We start from the raw sequence: 15,058 nt of genomic DNA on the forward strand, positions 1-15,058 counted from the left end.
TGGAGGCCGGGCTCGACGCGCCCACCACGAACCGGCTCGCCCGCAGCGGGTGCGCGGCGGCGACACTGTACGCGCACCGAGCGGGGTTCGGCGGTTCGCGCGTACAGTTTCGCACAAGCGCTTGCTCAAGACAGCGGGAGGCATCATGCGGCGGTTCAGGTTCGGGGCGGTGGTGCGGGAGGCCGAGTCGGGCGAGGCGTGGGCCGAGAAGGCGAGGCGGCTGGAGAGTCAGGGGTACGACGTGCTCCTCGTGCCCGATCATCTCGTCGGGCCCCGGTTCGCCCCCGTCGCCGCGCTGACGGCGGCCGCCTGCGCCACCACCAGGCTGCAGGTCGGCACGCTGGTGTTCGCCAACGACTTCCGGCATCCGGCCGTGCTGGCCAAGGAGGCGGCCACGCTCGACCTGCTGTCCGGCGGGCGGCTGGAGGTCGGGATCGGGACCGGGTGGCTCGCGGGCGACTACGCGGGGGCCGGGCTGGTGCTGGAGCCGCCCGGGGTGCGGGTGGAGCGGCTGCGGGAGGCCGTCGCCGTGCTCAAAGGGCTCTGGGGCGAGGGGCCGTTCAGCTATCAGGGCAAGCACTATCGCATCGACGGGCTCGATCAGCGGCCCAAGCCCGTACGGAAGCCGCGTCCGCCGATCGTGCTCGGCGGCGGCGGGGCACGGATGCTGCGGCTGGCGGCCGAAGAGGCGGATGTCGTGAACATCGGGATGCGGGTCCGGCCGGACGGCACCGGTCCGGACGAGAAGGACGGCGGGCTGACGGCGTTCCTGGACAAGCTCGAGGTGGTGCGGGAGGCCGCCGGGGAGCGGTACGCCGGGCTGGAGCTCGGGACGAGCGTCATGCAGGTGGGTGAGCGGAAGGCGGAGGAGGCGTGGAGCGCCGCCGACAGCTCGTCGCTCGTCGGGACGCCCCAGGTGCTGCTCGGGACGCGCGCCGACATCATCGACAAGCTCCACTATTGGCGGGACGAGCACGATATTTCGTACTTCGTGGTGCACCACGAGCGCGACCTGGACACCTTCGCCCCCGTCGTCGAGGAGCTCGCCACCTGATGCGAGCCCCGGTGCGAGGCCCGATGCGAGGCCTCGTGCGGCTCGAAATCGGACGTGCCCGATGATGGACCCCATGAAAGAGATGCTGCTGCTCCGGCATGGAGAGACCGAGTGGAGCAAGGCGGGCCGGCACACGGGCCGCACCGACCTGCCGTTGACGGAGCACGGCGAGGACCAGGCCAGGGCGCTGGCGTCGCTGGTGAAGGGGCAGGTGTTCGACCTGGTGCTGGTCTCCCCCGCGCAGCGCGCCCGGCGTACGGCGGAGCTGGCCGGTTTGAACGGCTACGAAGTGGACCCCGACCTGTGGGAGTGGGACTACGGCGGGTACGAGGGCATCACCACGCCCGAGATCCGCCGGACCCACCCCGGCTGGTACCTGTGGCGCGACGGCGTGATCCCCGGCGACGCCGAGCATCCCGGCGAGAGCGCCGAGCAGGTGGCGGCCCGCGCCGACCGGGTGATCGCGCGGGCCAGAGCGGCAGAGGGCCGGGTGGCGCTGGTGGCGCACGGCCACTTCCTGCGGGTGCTGGCCGCCCGCTGGCTGGGCCTCGGCCCCGAGGAGGGCAGGCTGCTGAAGCTCGACACGGGCACGTACTCGCGGCTCGGCTTCGAGCACGAGGAGCCGGTCCTGACGACCTGGAACGCCCCCATCGGCTGAGCCCCGGATGCTCCTGTGAAGTCGTGAGCGCCGCCAGGCCAGGGCCCGACAGATCCGGTCACGGGCCCAACGTCAGTCAGCCGATGGGTCAGGCCCTGGCGGGAGGCCGCCCGCCAGGCTGATCCGGCGGCGGTACTCGCGCGGCGACGCGCCGGTGACCCGGGCCATCCAGCCGGACACCGCGCCCTGCCCGGCGACGGCCAGGTGCAGGCGCAGCAGGTGGATCAGCATGACCAGGGCGAGATGCTCGGTGACCAGGGTCGAGGCGAGCGACCGGTCGCGCGGCTCGGCGTCGATCTGCTCGAGCGCCCAGCGCACGGTCGCGGCCTCGGCGGTGCGCCCGAGAACGTGGGCGAAGCTCGAGACCGAGTTGCACGCGCTCGGCCATGCCACGCACACCCCGGCGCTCCCGAGCGCCGGCGACCAGCCCACCGCGGGCATGCATGACGATGCCGCCGTGCTGGCCGCGGAACTGGCCTCGATCGCAGGATCGGTACGTTGGTCAACCAGACCGTCCGATCGTTCGCGGAGAAGGTCGAGGCGGCAGCCTGGCGGAACATCCCGTCCACCTACATCATCACCGAGCAGGACAAGGCCATCCCTCCCGCGCTGCAGGAGCAGATGGCGGCGCCACAGCCTCGGCTGCCGCGCCCCCAGCCCAGCCGACGAAAGGCACGTTACCTGGCGTAACGGCACGGACGGGAGACGGCAAAGTCGGAAAGGGCCAGGCCGCGGTGGTCGCCGACCTGAACGGCCGCCCTGTCCAGCTCACGTCGTACACCACCGCCGACTTCCAGGCCCAGCGGAACCCGTTCACCCTGTGGGCATGGCAGCCGGACCGGCGGCGGTTCGTGAAGACCGACTACCAGGAGACGGCGGTCTCCCCCGACGGACGCTGGACAGTCGCGCACCTGACGTTCACAGAGCCGGGCAAGGACCGCCTGCGGATCATCGACCGGAAGACCGGCAAGAGCCGGGACATCGAGATCGAGCTCACCGAGTACACTCCCAGCACCGAGAACGGCGGCACCCAGTATCCCCAGATGCGCTGGCCCCGGTGGTCACCGGACGGCAAGAAACTGCTCTTCACCGTCAGCCTGGCCCGCCAGGACGACCGCTCGGCAGGAGTCCTGATCCTCGATCTGCCCGACTTCACGCCCCGCTTCATCAAGATCCACAAGGCGCTGGTCACCGTCGGCGGTTTCGAGTGGAACCAGGACGGCACCCGTTTCCTGGTCAGGCACGGCAGGCTCGGCAGCACGACCGTCCGCCTCTACGACCTCCAGGGCAAGGCCGTCAAGGAATACCAGGTGCGCGGAAGGCCGGGCGGTGACGGGCGCGGCGTCTTCTCGCCCTCCGGCAAGCGGTTCGTCACCGCCTGCCTGCCGCTGGAGAAGGCCGCCTGCGTGTGGGACGCGGCGACCGGCAAGGCCGTCACGAGACTTCCCGTCGTCGCGGGCGCGCGTCCCACGACCCTCGGCTGGTACGACGAGAAGCACCTGCTCATCTCCACCGCGGCCGGCATCGGGATCGTCGATCTGAAGGGCCGCGTGACCGAGACGCTGCTCAAGCTCGGCAAGAGCTCCGAGATCTACCCGCACTTCGGCGCGGTGAGATGACGTGAGGTCACCGGCGGGGGTGATCGATCGCAGCGTCCACAAGCCGGGCGTCGACAGCCGGGAACGAACCGTCCCCGAACAGGATCCGTCCCGCCAAGGCACGACCGGCACGACTGCGCAGCACCGCCACCGCAGCCTCTGCGGCGGCGGGGGACCGGATGCCGGCGAACACCCGGCGCAACAGCAGCCGGCCTCGGAACCGGGTCCGCAACGCGCCCCCGTCGTACAGACTCAACATGCGCCGGTCGCCCGTACGCAGGTACCCGGCGACGACCGCCGCGGCCAGTTCGGACATGCGTAAGCACGGGTCCAGCCCGCCGGCCGTCAATGGCGACACCGCGCCCGCCGCGTCGCCGACGAGCAGCCCGGCGGGGCACGCCAACCGTCGCAGCACGCCGCCGACCGGGATCGGACCACCTCGGCGCTCGACCGGGCCGGCCGACGCCGCCCGGCCGGGCGCGTCCGCGGCGAAAGCGTCCAGCAGGTGGCGGACGCCGGTGCGCATCGCGCCCGGATACCCCGCGACGCCTATATGCGCGTACCTGCCGTCGTCGATGACCCACCCCAGATACCCCGGAGCGACCCGAGGATCCAGCACACAGTGGAACGCCGGGGTGGTCGTGCCCGACGCGACCGGATGGACGATCTCGGCACCGACGAGAAAGCGCCGGTTCACATCAAGGCCGAGATCACGCGCCACCCGGGAGCGAGCGCCGTCCGCGCCCACCAGGAACCGCGCCGCCACCGGCTCCGCCCCCGCGAACTCCACAGAACCCATCGACGCACCGACATACCGTACGCCCAGGAGAACCCGCGCCCCGGCCGACTCCGCCGCCCGCCGCGCATGCTCGTAGACGGCCGCCATGTCGGCCACGCGATACTCGTCCCGCCCACTGGTCAGCCGGATCGGCGCCCGCCGCGACGGCGGATACAGCAGGACGTCCCGTACGCCAGGCCCGAGCAGATGGTCCGGCAGATCGAAGTCATCAAGGGTGCGCCGCACGAAGATCCCGGTCGTACGGATGCCCGTCGACAGCGACCTGCGGCGGTCGACCACCAGCACGTCCAGGCCCCGCAAGGCGAGCAGGCGAGCCGTACGCAGGCCGGCCAGTCCCGCACCCACGACCAGTACATCCACTGTCCGCATATCTGGCGACGCTAGGAGCAATGCCCTGCCCGCGGGACCATCTGCACGCGACCCGCCCACTACCTCTACACCGTCACCACACTCGCGACCGTGCCTTGCTCCGCCGCCAACGCCCTGAAGATCAGCGAACGGCAGCAGCGGGAGAAGGCAAGTTCAGTGGAGTCACCCGTCGTGGTCTGTGGTCAGGGCCCGCTGCATGAGCGCGGTGTCGACCCAGCGGCCGTGCTTGTACCCGACGCTGTTCAGCCGGCCGGCGGGTGCGAAGCCGAAACGCTGTGCAATGCGGTGGAAGCGACGCTTCCAGTGTCCGCGATGATCGCGATCATCTGACGCATGCCCGCCTGCGCGCACCGGGTCAACAACACGTCGAGCAGCGCGCCGCCCAGACCTCGGCCTGTCTGGTCCGGGGCGAGATAGATCGAGTCCTCCACGGTGTGCCGATAGGCCGGCTTGGGACGCCATGGACCGGCGTTGGCGTACCCGGCCACGTCACCGTTGAGGTCGGCGACCAGGACGCGTCAACCTGGCGCCAGGCGGCAACCGGGGAACGGTGCCAGCAGCGTCTCACGCCAGGGGCCTTCCAGGTAGTCGCGAGCCCGCTTACCCCAGTCCAGCAGCCGGGGATCGGGCTCCACCTCGTCGTCGAGGCCCAGTGCGGCGTCGCGGGCGCGCTGGGTGGCCAGGTGGTCGTCGAGCGAGACGGCCCATACGGTGACCGCCTCGGTGTCGCAGAACAGCACCTCGTACAGGCCGACCAGGGTGTGGCCGTGCTCCGCGAGCAGCGGCGCGCGCTCGGTGCGCGACGCGTGGAGGTAGTCGAGCGCGGCTCCCGGGCGTACGCGGGCGCTCTCGAAGAGATAGAGCTCGGCGGCGGGCGCCTCGGAGAGCGGCGGGCAGCCGGGCGCGGCCCCGAGCGGCCGGGAGAACGCGGAGAAGCGCAGGTCGTCGATGTCGGACAGGAACAGGCGCTCGTCGACGCCCTGATAGATCTCCATCATCTGGCGCCAGCCGCCGTCCCACCCGCCGTGGCAGTCCCACAGCGTGACGGCCTTGAACTGCGGGTGGCCGGTGATGCCGACGGCGTAGAAGGCGCCCACGAGGTCGATCTCGCGGGACCTGATCGACATGCCGGAGGTGAGCGAGGGCGCGGTGCGGGACTCGTCCTCGCGCTTGTAGCGGGTCAGCCAGGTGAGGTACTCCAGCGGCCGCCTGGAGTTCATCGGCCGGAAGTCGACCTCTTCGAGCAGGTGGATCGCGCGCCGCACCACGCCTCCTCTACCAAGCGGTTGCTTGGCATGAGGATATCGATCAGGCCACCGCTTGGGAAGGTTGCGGGCCGCGCCCGGTGAGCCACTCCAGGACCTTGCGGTGCCCCGAGGCGGCGTCCTCGAAGTGGCCCCAGTGCCAGTAGCGCGGCTGGTCCCGGATACCGGTCACCCAGGTGCGGTAGGAGACGGAGCCTCCCGTGCTGGCGGGCGCCACGCCGTATGTGCGGATCACGACCTTGCCGCCCGGCGCGAACAGCACGTCGTCGGCGATCGGATACAGGGTCATCTGCTCGAGCATGACCCGATTCTGCCGACAGGACGAGGCCGGGCGGTTACGCCTCCGGCGCGCCTCCGTTAAGCGGGCGCGCCGGAGGTTACAAAGCTGTTAAACGAGCAGGCCGTCGAACTCTCCGTCCTTCACCCCGAGCACCAGGGCCCGGATCTCGTCGCGGGTATAGATGAGGGCGGGGCCCTCGGGGAAGCGTGAGTTGCGCACCGCGATGCCCCCGTCGGGAAGCTCCGCGAGCTCCACGCAGTTGCCCTGCGAGTTGCTGTAGCGGCTCTTGCGCCACGCGACCTGCGTCAGGTCGGCCGCGGGCATGCCGTTGTAGGTCTGGTTCATCTACATCTTTCTGAGAAGACCGCCGATGAGCTCGACGGTGCCCCCTGGCGTGGTGCTCTCCACGCACAGCTGCTCCATGGCCGTGAGGTACGGGTCGATGTCCTCACGCTTGTCCAGGTACAGGGCACCCCAGAGCTGCTCAACGTAGACAACGTCCGACAAGTCGGACTCGGGAAACCGCAAGATGCTGAACGCGCCCCCTTCAGCGGCATGCTTGCCGAACCTGAAGGGCATCACCTGAAGGGTGATGTTGGGAAGGGCAGCGACTTCCAGCAGATGCTGGAGCTGCTCGGACATGACCTCCCGCCCGCCGATGGTCCGTTTGAGCGCCGCCTCGTCGATGACGGCCCACAGGCGGGGCCCGTCCTTCTGGGTGAAGCGCTCTTGACGCTGCATGCGCATATGCACGCGACGTTCGATTTTGTCCGGACTCAGACCGGGGTTGCCAAGCTGGAATACCGATCGCGCATACGAGGCCGTCTGCAACAATCCTGGCACGAACTGGACCTCGTAGGTACGGATCAGCTCGGCGGCCTCCTCCAGGCCCACGTATGTGGTGAACCACGAAGGCAGCTCGGCCGAGTACTTGTGCCACCACCCGGGGGTGTTGGCCTCACGAACCATCTCCAGCAGGGCACGGCGCTCGGCATCGTCGACGACGCCGTACAGGGTGAGCAGGTCTTCCACGTCACGTGTCTTGAAGCCGACGCGCCCGAGCTCCATGCGACTGATCTTGGACTCGGACGCCCGGATGTGGAATCCGGCCTGTGCCCGGTCGAGACCGCTCGCCTCACGCAGGCGCCTGAGACTCGCACCCAGCATGATGCGCCGAACGGTCGAGCCGGAACCAGGCGGATCAATGGACACGTGCTGCTCCTTGTTCGTTTCCTTGCGACTCAGTCTGTCACTTCACGGCCGAAAGATCATGGGCCGCGGACAAGATCCCCTTTCCCCCATATTGACCATTTGAGGCCAACCGTAGCGTGTGCACGGGGTGTCTGCACGTGCATTCGCTCTTGCACCTGCACGGCGATTTGTCGCAGAATGATCACGTGCAATCCACCACGGTGCCCGGCCAGTGGACCACGTTCGATTGGTGGCCCCCGGTCGGCTGGTGGCCGGAGGCGGCCCGCGATCTGCTGGTCCCCGGCCCCTGCTCGAGCGCCACGTTCGTGCTCCCGCCCAGCCCTGCCTCGGTCCACTCGGCCCGTAGCTTCACCACGGGCGCGTTGTCCGCATGGGGTCTCGGTGAGCTGATCGAGAACATGGAACTGGTGGTCTCCGAGCTCGCCACCAACGCACTGCGCCACGGCCTGCGCCTCGACGACGCCCACGGCGCGTGCCCCGTCCACATGTCCCTGGTGCGCCGGGGCCCCCTCGTCACCTGCGCCTTCACCGATCCAGGCGCATCGGTGCCGGTGCTGCGATACCCTGGCCCCCTCGACACCGGCGGCCTCGGACTCCACATCGTCGAATCCCTCAGCCACCGCTGGGGCTGGTCCGCACTTGCACCTCACGGGAAGATCGTCTGGGCAGTCCTCTCCTGACCGGGGGTGATCTGCATTACCGTGGATGCTCATGGCTCACGGTGAGTCCCACGCGCGACCCCATGAGAGTGCTGACAGATGAAAGATCACCTGCTCGGCTGGCTGCGAACACTCGACGAAGACAGGCTTGGCCGCGTCCTGGCCAACAGGCCCGACGCCATCGCCGCGCCCTGGCCGCGGCGGCTCGACACGCTGGCCCAGCGCCTGGGCAACGGCTTCGCCGTGATGGAGACACTGCGCTGCCTGCCGCTGCCCTGCCTGCAGCTGGCCGAGGCGGCCCTGGCCATGACCCGCCCCACGGCCGAGCGGCTGGCGCAGTTCGTGGACGCGCCGCTCGAAGAGGTGACCCCCTGGCTCGAACACCTCTACGACCACGCGCTGGCCTGGCCGGGCGACGGCGGCGTCATCCATCTCACGGAGGGCGTCGCCCGCTGGTGGTCCGCCCCGCTCAGCCTGGGCGAGCCACTCGACCATTACCTCAACTCCTGGTCGATCGGCAACGACGCGCTGAACGCGCTCGCCCGCAACCTCGGCCTGTCCACCCAGGGCAACAAGCGCCGCGTCATCGCCCGCGTCACCCAGGCGCTCAGCGACCGCGCCCGCCTCAGCGCGCTGGTGCGCGGCGCGCCTGACGGCACGGTCCCCCTGCTCGACCGGTTCGCCTGGCAGGGCCCCGCGCTGAACGTCGACGGCGGCAGGTTCGTCACGCCCGGCACGCCGGAGAAGTGGTGCGCCGACCACGGCCTGCTCTTCCGCCCGAGCTGGCACGTCGCGGAGATCCCCCGCGAGGTGGCGATCTGCCTGCGCGGTCCCGGCTACCACCCGGCCTACCGGCCCGAGCCGCCCGAGGTGGCGACGATCCCCGTCGACCCCGAAGAGGTCGACCACCTGATGACCCTGGCCGCGCCGCACGTCGTCGAGCGGTGCGCGGCCCTGCTCGACAACACCGCCAAGACACCGCTGCCGCTGCTCAAGACGGGCGGCGTGGGCGTGCGCGAGGTCCGCAGGATCGCCAAGGAGACCGGCTGCGACGAGGACGAGACGCGGCTGCTGCTGGAGGTCTGCACGGTGGCCCGGCTGCTGGCCTGGGACGAGCCGTCGGGCGGCATGATCCCCACCGACCGGTTCGACCGGTGGCGGCTCGACGAGGGTTCGGCGCGGCTGCGGGTCCTGCTTGCGGCGTGGTGGCGCATGGAGCGCTCGTCGCTACGGAAGATCGACGGCAAGTACGGCACCGTGCTCGGCGACGACCCCTCGGGCAGCGCGGTGGCCCGGATCCGCAGGGCCGTGCTGTCGGCCCTGGCCGACCTGCCGGCGGGCACCGCGTTCGCCGACCGCGACAGCCTCGTGGCCAACGTCCACTGGCACACGCCGCTGCTCGACCTGGAGCTGCTGGTGGCATGCGCGCCCGCGGTGCTCGACGAGGCCACGCTGCTGGGGCTGCTGGCCACCAACGCGATCACCGACCTGGGCAGGGCGCTGGCCGGGCTCACCGCGAAACCGGGCGACGAGAACGACGACGCCGTCCCCATGGTCGAGCACGACCCCGTGCTGGCCGAGGTGGCCACCAGGGCGCTGGCGAGCGTGCGCAGGAGCGCGCTGTTCGGGCCCGACCTGACCGCGGTCGTGACCGGGCCGCCGTCGGCGGAGCTGGCGGCGCTGCTCGACCGGGCCGCCGAACGCGAGTCGCGGGGCGCGGCCTCGGTGTGGCGCTTCACGACCGAGAGCGTGCGCCGGGCGCTCGACCACGGCTACGACGCCGACGACCTGCTCGACGAGCTGGCCGCGGTCGGCACGATCCCGCAGCCGCTGGAGTACCTCGTACGCGACACCGCGCGCAGGCACGGCGAGGTCACGGTCACCACGGTCGGATGCGTCATCCAGGCCGGCGACCCCGCGCTGCTGGCCGAGATCGCCGCGCACCGGCGGCTGAGCAGGCTCGGCATCCGGCTGCTGGCGCCCACGGTGCTGGTGAGCGCGGCGCCGGCCGAGCGCACGCTGGCCGCGCTGCGAGAGGTCGGCTACTCCCCTGTGCCCGTCTCCGACACCGGCGAGATCACCGTCCACCGGGCCAGGCACGAGGAGCCGCAGGGCGGCAAGCTCATCCTGCTGCCCGGCGGCCAGGTGGCCGAGCTGTCGGAGTTTCCCGGCATCACCGAGATGGATCCGCTTTCGTACATGTTCGCCGAGCCGACGCCGGACCCGTACGAGCACGCCCGCCGCCTCGTCGAGGCCGGCCGGTCCGACGACGAGACGAACGGCCGCACGTGGGCGATCATCGGCAGGATGGCCACCAGGCTGCCGACGGCGCAGCAGTCGCTGCTGGGCTTCGTGGTCGACCGGGGTGTGCGCGCCGGCATCACGCTGACCGACGGGCTGACCGCCACGATCAGCCACGGCGAGCTCAAGGGCGGCGCGCTGGACGCCTGGTGCGAGGAGGCAGGCGACTACCTGGAGTTCCCCCTCGCCGAGATCGTCGAGGTCAGGGGAGCTCTTTAGCCTTCTTCAGGTTGGCCACCAGGCCCTCGAGGAAGGCCGCGTAGCCCTGATAGCTGTAGGGCGCCTCGGCGTTCCACGGGTAGAGCTGGCCGGCCTTGACCGCGGGGAGCTTGGCGAAGGTGGGCTTCTTCAGCATCTCCTCGGGCTTGAGCGACTGGGTGCGGGTGTCGTAGAGGATCACGTCGGCGTCGTACTCGTCGGCGTTCTCCCAGCTCAGCGTCTGGAAGAAGCCGCCCTCGTCCACCTTGGCGGGCTTGACGACGTCCAGGCCCGCGTTCATGAGGTGCACGATGTCCGGGTACTCCGGCGGGTTGACCACCCACATCGCGTCGGCGCCGCCGGACATCATGAGGATCTTGAGGTTCTTGAACTGCGCCAGCTCCTCGGTGGCGGCCTCCATGCGGGCCTTGGCCTCGGCCACGCCCTCCATGCTCGCGCCCAGTGACGTGGCCAGCTCCTCGTACTTGCTGATCACCTGGGTCGCGCTGCGGCCGGTGAGCATGACGCCCGCGGTCGGGGCGACCTGCTCGATCGTGCTCTTCGACCTCTCCGGCACGTACCAGAGGGTGCCCTTGATGTACATGCTGCTGACCAGGAGGTCGGGCTGGAGCGAGATGTACTTCTCGACGTTGAACTCGTCCCAGACGTTGCCCAGGCCCTCGACCTTGGCGATGTCCACGTTGCCGACCTGGGGGTCCTTCGTGCCGTCCTGCAGCTTGTGCGGGCCGAAGACGGCGATGGGGCGCACGCCGAAGTCCCACAGGGCGGCCGCGGCGCCGACCTGGGCGACGATCCTGGAGGGCGCCTTGGGCTGGTCGATCTTCTTGCCGCGGTCGTCGATGAACGTCCAGGCCTGAGCCGCGGGGCCCGATGCGGTGGGGGCGGCCGTTCCCGTGGTGGTCGATTCGCCGCCGCACGCCGCCAGCGTCAGGGCCGCCGCGAGGCCTGCGGCGGACGCCAGGAAGCCCCTGCGAGCCAGTACCGGTCCCGACATGTCCATCTCCTAAGGTTAGGCTTGCCTTCCTACTTGGTCATTAGATTAGCCTTACCTAAGTTTGACCGCCACGAGAGGGGGAGTCGGGTGCGCCCGGCTGAGCAGAGCGCTGAGCACACCGCCGAGCACACCGCCGGGGCCGCGGACGCCGACCCGCCCATCGCCGCCGAGGGCGGCGGGCGCGCGGCGAGGGGGCGGACCGCCGCGCTGGCGGGTGGGCTCGTCGTCGCCGTGGCGGTGCTGGCGCTGGTGGCGATGGCGAGCGTGGCGCTCGGGGCGCGGTCCATGTCGTTCTCGACGGTGATCGACGCCTTCCTCGCCCCGGACGGCTCCGGCGACCACACGGTCATCCGCGAGCTGCGCGTCCCGCGTACGTTCCTCGGCCTCGGAGTGGGCGCCACGCTGGGGCTGGCGGGCGCGCTTATGCAGAGCCTCACCCGCAACCCCATGGCCGACCCCGGTCTGCTGGGCGTCAACCAGGGCGCGGCGCTCGGCGTCACGCTGGCGCTCGGTCTGTTCGGGCTCTCCGACCCGGCGCTCTACGTGTGGTTCGCGTTCGGCGGCGCCGCGCTGGCCTCCGTCGTCGTCTACGCCCTGGCCTCCGCGGGCCGCTCCGGCTCCAGCCCCGTACGTCTCGCGCTCGCCGGCGTCGCCCTCGGCATGGTGTGCACGGCGGTCGCCTCGGCCATCCTGCGCATGGACACGCCAACGTTCGACCGGATGCGGTTCTGGCTGACCGGGTCGCTGGCCGGGCAGACGGCCGACACGCTGGTGCGGCTGGCGCCGTTCATGGTGGCGGGGCTGGCGCTCGGCCTGCTGCTGGCCAGGCCGCTCAACATGCTGGCACTCGGCGACGACGCCGGCAAGGCGCTGGGTGTGGCCGTGAACCGTACCAGGATCCTCACCGGGGTGGCCGTCACGCTGCTGTGCGGCGCCGCCACCGCCGCCGCAGGCCCGCTCTGGTTCGTGGGGCTGATCGTGCCGCACGCCGTCCGCGCGGTGGTGGGGCCCGACCAGCGGTGGGTGCTGCCGTACTCGACGCTGGCCGCGCCGGTGCTGCTGCTGGGGGCCGACGTGGTGGGCCGGGTCATCGCCCGGCCCGGAGAGGTGCAGGTGGGGATCGTGTGGGCGGTGATCGGCGCGCCGATCTTCATCGTGCTGGCCAGGCGGAAGCGGGTGGCGGCGCTGTGACCATCCGCGTCGGCCCCTGGTCCGTACGGCTCGCGCCCCGCGCCCTGGCCGTCAGCGCGGCCCTCGTCGTGATCGCCTGCGCGGTGACCGTGGCGGCCATCTCGACGGGCGAGTTCACGGTTCCCGTGCCCGACATCGTCTCCGCGCTCTTCGGCCAGGGCACGCCGGTCGCCGAGCTGATCGTCAGCAAGCTCCGCGCCCCTCGCGTGGTGACGGGGCTGCTGGTCGGGGCGGCGTTCGGGGTGAGCGGCGCGATCTTCCAGAGCCTCACCAGGAACCCCCTGGGCAGCCCCGACTTCATCGGCCTCACCGCGGGCGCCTCGACGGGCGGCATCGTCGCCGTGGTCGCGGGCGGCTCGGCCCTGACGATCGCCGGCGGCGCGCTGGCCGGCTGCGTGGTGACGGCCGCGCTGGTGTACGCGATGGCGTTCCGCGGCGGCGTGCAGGGCTACCGGCTGGTCCTGGTCGGCATCGGGGCCAACGCGCTGCTGCTGGCGGTCAACTCGTACCTGCTGACCCGGGCCGACATCAACGACGCGGCCACCGCGGGCTCCTGGCTCACCGGCAGCCTGAGCGGGCGCGGGTGGGACCACGCGGTCCCCGTGGCCCTGGCGCTGGCCGTGCTGCTGCCGGTGTGCGCGTTCGTGGCGCGGCCGATGCGGATGATCGAGATGGGTGACGACGCGGCCAAGGCCATGGGGATCAGGGTCGAGGTCGTGCGCGCGGCGGCGATCACGGTCGGCGTGCTGCTGTCCGGGGTGGCCACGGCCGCCGCCGGGCCCGTCGTCTTCGTCGCGCTCGCGGCGCCCCAGCTCGCCCGGCGGCTCACCCGCTCGCCAGGGGTGACGATGGGGGCGTCGGCGCTGATGGGGGCCGTCCTGCTCACCGCCGCCGACCTGGCCGCGCAGCGTGTGCTCGCCCCCACCCAGCTGCCCGTCGGCGTGCTGACCGCCGCGATCGGCGGCACGTACCTCGCCCTGCTCCTGCGAAAGGACCGCCGCTGATGCCCGTGGAAGAACCGGCGCTCAGAAAGGACGGGCGCTGATGACCGCCGCCCGGCTGTCAGGCACCGGCCTCACGCTCGCCTACGACCAGCGGGTCGTGGCGACCGGCCTGAGCGTGACGATCCCCGACGAGTCCTTCACCGTGATCATCGGCCCGAACGCCTGCGGCAAGTCCACCCTGCTGCGCGCCCTGGCCCGGATGCTCAAGCCGAAGGCGGGCGCGGTGCACCTGGACGGGAGCGTGATCACGTCGCTGCCCTCCAAGGAGGTGGCGCGGCGGCTCGGCCTGCTCCCCCAGAGCTCGATCGTGCCGGACGGGATCACCGTGGCCGACCTGGTGGCCAGGGGCCGCTACCCGCACCAGCGGCTCATGCGGCAGTGGTCGCGCGCCGACGAGGCGGCGGTGGCCGAGGCCATGCGCGCCACCGACGTGGCGGAGCTCGCGGACCGCATCGTGGACGAGCTGTCGGGCGGGCAGCGGCAGCGGGTGTGGCTGGCCATGGCGCTGGCCCAGGAGACACCGATCCTGCTGCTGGACGAGCCGACGACGTTCCTGGACATCTCCCACCAGATCGAGGTGCTGGACCTCTGCGCCGACCTGCACGAGACCGGCCGCACGATGGTGGCCGTCCTGCACGACCTGAACCAGGCCTGCCGGTACGCGACCCACCTGATCGTGATGCGGGCCGGGGAGATCGTCGCGGAGGGGGACCCGACGGAGATTGTCACGCCGGAGCTGGTGCACCGGGTGTTCGACCTGCGCTGCGAGATCATTCCCGACCCGCAGACCGGCACCCCGCTCATCGTCCCGGAGGCGCGCCGCCGCGTGCCCACCGCCCCCTGACCCCGTCCCCTCAGAGGCCCGTGGTGAGAGCGGTGGCGAGCGTGGTGACGGCGGCGACGGCCCGGGCCTGACCGTAGGCCTCCTTCAGGACGCCCGCTGACTCCGCGCTCATCGCGGCAAGGAGCGTGTGGGACAGCGCGTCGGCGTCGCAACGGTGGCGGGCCTCGGCCAGGAGGAGCGCGACGTGCCGGTGCCAGAAGCGGTAGGCCCCGATCCGGTAGCGGGCCCCCGGGCTGGCGGTCTCCGACATGCGCACCAGGTCCAGGTGGGCGAAGAGGTACTCCAGGTAGGCGGCCACGAACGCGTCCAGGCGTTCGGCAGCCGGGGCGCCGGGACCCAGGGGTGGTGGGCCGGAGAGGATGCGCTGCTGGAGGTCGCGTTCGCGGGCGTCCAGGAGCGCCACCGCGAGACCTGACTTGTCGCCGAATCGGCGGAACAGGGTGCCCTTGCCCACGCCGGCCTCCGCCGCGACGGCGTCCATCGAGACCGCCTCCACCCCCTTCTCCGCGAACAGCCGGGCAGCGGCGCACAGCACCTTCTCCCGGTTGCGTGCCGCGTCCGCCCGCTCCTTCACCGGCCGGCCCACCAGAAACTCCAGCGACTCAGACATG

Annotated in this window: 18 protein-coding genes; 9 read left to right on the forward strand and 9 right to left on the reverse strand. The window is 71.3% G+C overall.

Annotation, left to right across the window (positions count from 1 at the left end):
* Window positions 1–145 precede the first annotated feature (145 nt).
* Together ABD830_RS06790 and ABD830_RS06795 are read left to right on the forward strand one after the other, a co-directional pair.
* Complete coding sequence (locus tag ABD830_RS06790) at window positions 146–1,054, forward strand: TIGR03621 family F420-dependent LLM class oxidoreductase (protein ID WP_344985554.1); 909 nt, start codon at window positions 146–148, stop codon at window positions 1,052–1,054.
* A gap of 73 nt (window positions 1,055–1,127) precedes the next feature.
* Entirely contained in the window at window positions 1,128–1,712 is a 585-nt protein-coding gene (locus ABD830_RS06795; RefSeq protein WP_344985555.1) for a histidine phosphatase family protein, read from the forward strand.
* A 72-nt stretch (window positions 1,713–1,784) separates the two neighbouring features.
* On the opposite strand, the gene ABD830_RS06800 is transcribed toward ABD830_RS06795, so the two are convergent.
* Complete coding sequence (locus ABD830_RS06800) at window positions 1,785–2,153, reverse strand: hypothetical protein (RefSeq protein ID WP_344985556.1); 369 nt, start codon at window positions 2,151–2,153, stop codon at window positions 1,785–1,787.
* Window positions 2,154–2,210: 57 nt separating this feature from the next.
* Between ABD830_RS06800 and ABD830_RS06805 the strand changes: the two genes are divergently transcribed.
* Both ABD830_RS06805 and ABD830_RS06810 read left to right on the forward strand, forming a co-directional pair.
* Entirely contained in the window at window positions 2,211–2,402 is a 192-nt protein-coding gene (locus ABD830_RS06805) for a hypothetical protein (protein WP_344985559.1), read from the forward strand.
* A gap of 44 nt (window positions 2,403–2,446) precedes the next feature.
* The gene (locus ABD830_RS06810) at window positions 2,447–3,331 is read left to right on the forward strand and encodes a TolB family protein (protein ID WP_344985561.1); all 885 of its coding nucleotides are present in this window, start codon (window positions 2,447–2,449) and stop codon (window positions 3,329–3,331) included.
* Between the two features lie 7 nt (window positions 3,332–3,338).
* On the opposite strand, the gene ABD830_RS06815 is transcribed toward ABD830_RS06810, so the two are convergent.
* From ABD830_RS06815 to ABD830_RS06840, 6 genes are all read right to left on the reverse strand, one after another.
* Window positions 3,339–4,478 (reverse strand): FAD-dependent oxidoreductase, encoded by a 1,140-nt coding sequence (locus ABD830_RS06815; protein ID WP_344985563.1) that lies wholly within the window; start codon window positions 4,476–4,478, stop codon window positions 3,339–3,341.
* A 242-nt stretch (window positions 4,479–4,720) separates the two neighbouring features.
* The gene (locus tag ABD830_RS06820; RefSeq protein ID WP_344985565.1) at window positions 4,721–4,966 is read right to left on the reverse strand and encodes a GNAT family N-acetyltransferase; all 246 of its coding nucleotides are present in this window, start codon (window positions 4,964–4,966) and stop codon (window positions 4,721–4,723) included.
* A 30-nt stretch (window positions 4,967–4,996) separates the two neighbouring features.
* Entirely contained in the window at window positions 4,997–5,743 is a 747-nt protein-coding gene (locus ABD830_RS06825; RefSeq protein ID WP_344985566.1) for a hypothetical protein, read from the reverse strand.
* Between the two features lie 43 nt (window positions 5,744–5,786).
* Entirely contained in the window at window positions 5,787–6,044 is a 258-nt protein-coding gene (locus ABD830_RS06830; RefSeq protein ID WP_344985567.1) for a hypothetical protein, read from the reverse strand.
* 87 nt (window positions 6,045–6,131) lie between these two features.
* Window positions 6,132–6,368 carry a DUF397 domain-containing protein gene (locus tag ABD830_RS06835; RefSeq protein WP_344985568.1) on the reverse strand — a complete coding sequence of 79 codons (237 nt, stop codon included), beginning with the start codon at window positions 6,366–6,368 and terminating at the stop codon, window positions 6,132–6,134.
* Window positions 6,369–7,190 carry a helix-turn-helix domain-containing protein gene (locus ABD830_RS06840; RefSeq protein ID WP_344987643.1) on the reverse strand — a complete coding sequence of 274 codons (822 nt, stop codon included), beginning with the start codon at window positions 7,188–7,190 and terminating at the stop codon, window positions 6,369–6,371.
* Window positions 7,191–7,420: 230 nt separating this feature from the next.
* On the opposite strand from ABD830_RS06840, the gene ABD830_RS06845 reads away from it, so the two are divergent.
* Window positions 7,421–7,915, forward strand: a complete 495-nt coding sequence (locus ABD830_RS06845; protein ID WP_344985569.1) for an ATP-binding protein — start codon at window positions 7,421–7,423, stop codon at window positions 7,913–7,915.
* Between the two features lie 78 nt (window positions 7,916–7,993).
* Window positions 7,994–10,414 (forward strand): helicase-associated domain-containing protein, encoded by a 2,421-nt coding sequence (locus ABD830_RS06850; protein ID WP_344985570.1) that lies wholly within the window; start codon window positions 7,994–7,996, stop codon window positions 10,412–10,414.
* Here ABD830_RS06850 and ABD830_RS06855 read toward each other — a convergent pair.
* Window positions 10,398–11,408 carry an ABC transporter substrate-binding protein gene (locus ABD830_RS06855; RefSeq protein WP_344985571.1) on the reverse strand — a complete coding sequence of 337 codons (1,011 nt, stop codon included), beginning with the start codon at window positions 11,406–11,408 and terminating at the stop codon, window positions 10,398–10,400. The two genes, ABD830_RS06850 and ABD830_RS06855, sit on opposite strands and share 17 nt — an antisense overlap.
* 87 nt (window positions 11,409–11,495) lie before the next feature.
* On the opposite strand from ABD830_RS06855, the gene ABD830_RS06860 reads away from it, so the two are divergent.
* Genes ABD830_RS06860 through ABD830_RS06870 form a run of 3 tightly spaced genes read left to right on the forward strand, consistent with a single transcriptional unit; the run spans window position 11,496 to window position 14,447 of the window.
* Window positions 11,496–12,599 (forward strand): FecCD family ABC transporter permease, encoded by a 1,104-nt coding sequence (locus ABD830_RS06860; RefSeq protein WP_344985573.1) that lies wholly within the window; start codon window positions 11,496–11,498, stop codon window positions 12,597–12,599.
* Window positions 12,596–13,603 carry a FecCD family ABC transporter permease gene (locus ABD830_RS06865; protein WP_344985575.1) on the forward strand — a complete coding sequence of 336 codons (1,008 nt, stop codon included), beginning with the start codon at window positions 12,596–12,598 and terminating at the stop codon, window positions 13,601–13,603. Before ABD830_RS06860 ends, ABD830_RS06865 begins: the two co-directional genes overlap by 4 nt.
* Before the next feature lie 40 nt (window positions 13,604–13,643).
* On the forward strand, window positions 13,644–14,447 hold the full coding sequence (locus ABD830_RS06870) for an ABC transporter ATP-binding protein (protein ID WP_344985576.1): 804 nt from the start codon (window positions 13,644–13,646) through the stop codon (window positions 14,445–14,447).
* 10 nt (window positions 14,448–14,457) lie between these two features.
* On the opposite strand, the gene ABD830_RS06875 is transcribed toward ABD830_RS06870, so the two are convergent.
* Complete coding sequence (locus ABD830_RS06875; RefSeq protein ID WP_344985577.1) at window positions 14,458–15,057, reverse strand: TetR/AcrR family transcriptional regulator; 600 nt, start codon at window positions 15,055–15,057, stop codon at window positions 14,458–14,460.
* Window position 15,058: the final 1 nt, after the last annotated feature.

The sequence above is a fragment of the Nonomuraea helvata genome (assembly GCF_039535785.1).
Lineage (GTDB): Bacteria > Actinomycetota > Actinomycetes > Streptosporangiales > Streptosporangiaceae > Nonomuraea > Nonomuraea helvata.

Excerpts from the sequence above, each read along its gene's own strand:
- ABD830_RS06840 (WP_344987643.1), bottom strand. The coding sequence starts at position 7,190 with ATGCTGGGTGCGAGTCTCAGGCGCCTGCGTGAGGCGAGCGGTCTCGAC.
- ABD830_RS06830 (WP_344985567.1), bottom strand. The coding sequence starts at position 6,044 with ATGCTCGAGCAGATGACCCTGTATCCGATCGCCGACGACGTGCTGTTC.
- ABD830_RS06815 (WP_344985563.1), bottom strand. The coding sequence starts at position 4,478 with ATGCGGACAGTGGATGTACTGGTCGTGGGTGCGGGACTGGCCGGCCTG.
- ABD830_RS06835 (WP_344985568.1), bottom strand. The coding sequence starts at position 6,368 with ATGAACCAGACCTACAACGGCATGCCCGCGGCCGACCTGACGCAGGTC.
- ABD830_RS06800 (WP_344985556.1), bottom strand. The coding sequence starts at position 2,153 with ATGCCCGCGGTGGGCTGGTCGCCGGCGCTCGGGAGCGCCGGGGTGTGC.
- ABD830_RS06875 (WP_344985577.1), bottom strand. The coding sequence starts at position 15,057 with ATGTCTGAGTCGCTGGAGTTTCTGGTGGGCCGGCCGGTGAAGGAGCGG.
- ABD830_RS06850 (WP_344985570.1), top strand. The coding sequence starts at position 7,994 with ATGAAAGATCACCTGCTCGGCTGGCTGCGAACACTCGACGAAGACAGG.
- ABD830_RS06870 (WP_344985576.1), top strand. The coding sequence starts at position 13,644 with ATGACCGCCGCCCGGCTGTCAGGCACCGGCCTCACGCTCGCCTACGAC.
- ABD830_RS06795 (WP_344985555.1), top strand. The coding sequence starts at position 1,128 with ATGAAAGAGATGCTGCTGCTCCGGCATGGAGAGACCGAGTGGAGCAAG.
- ABD830_RS06855 (WP_344985571.1), bottom strand. The coding sequence starts at position 11,408 with ATGTCGGGACCGGTACTGGCTCGCAGGGGCTTCCTGGCGTCCGCCGCA.
- ABD830_RS06790 (WP_344985554.1), top strand. The coding sequence starts at position 146 with ATGCGGCGGTTCAGGTTCGGGGCGGTGGTGCGGGAGGCCGAGTCGGGC.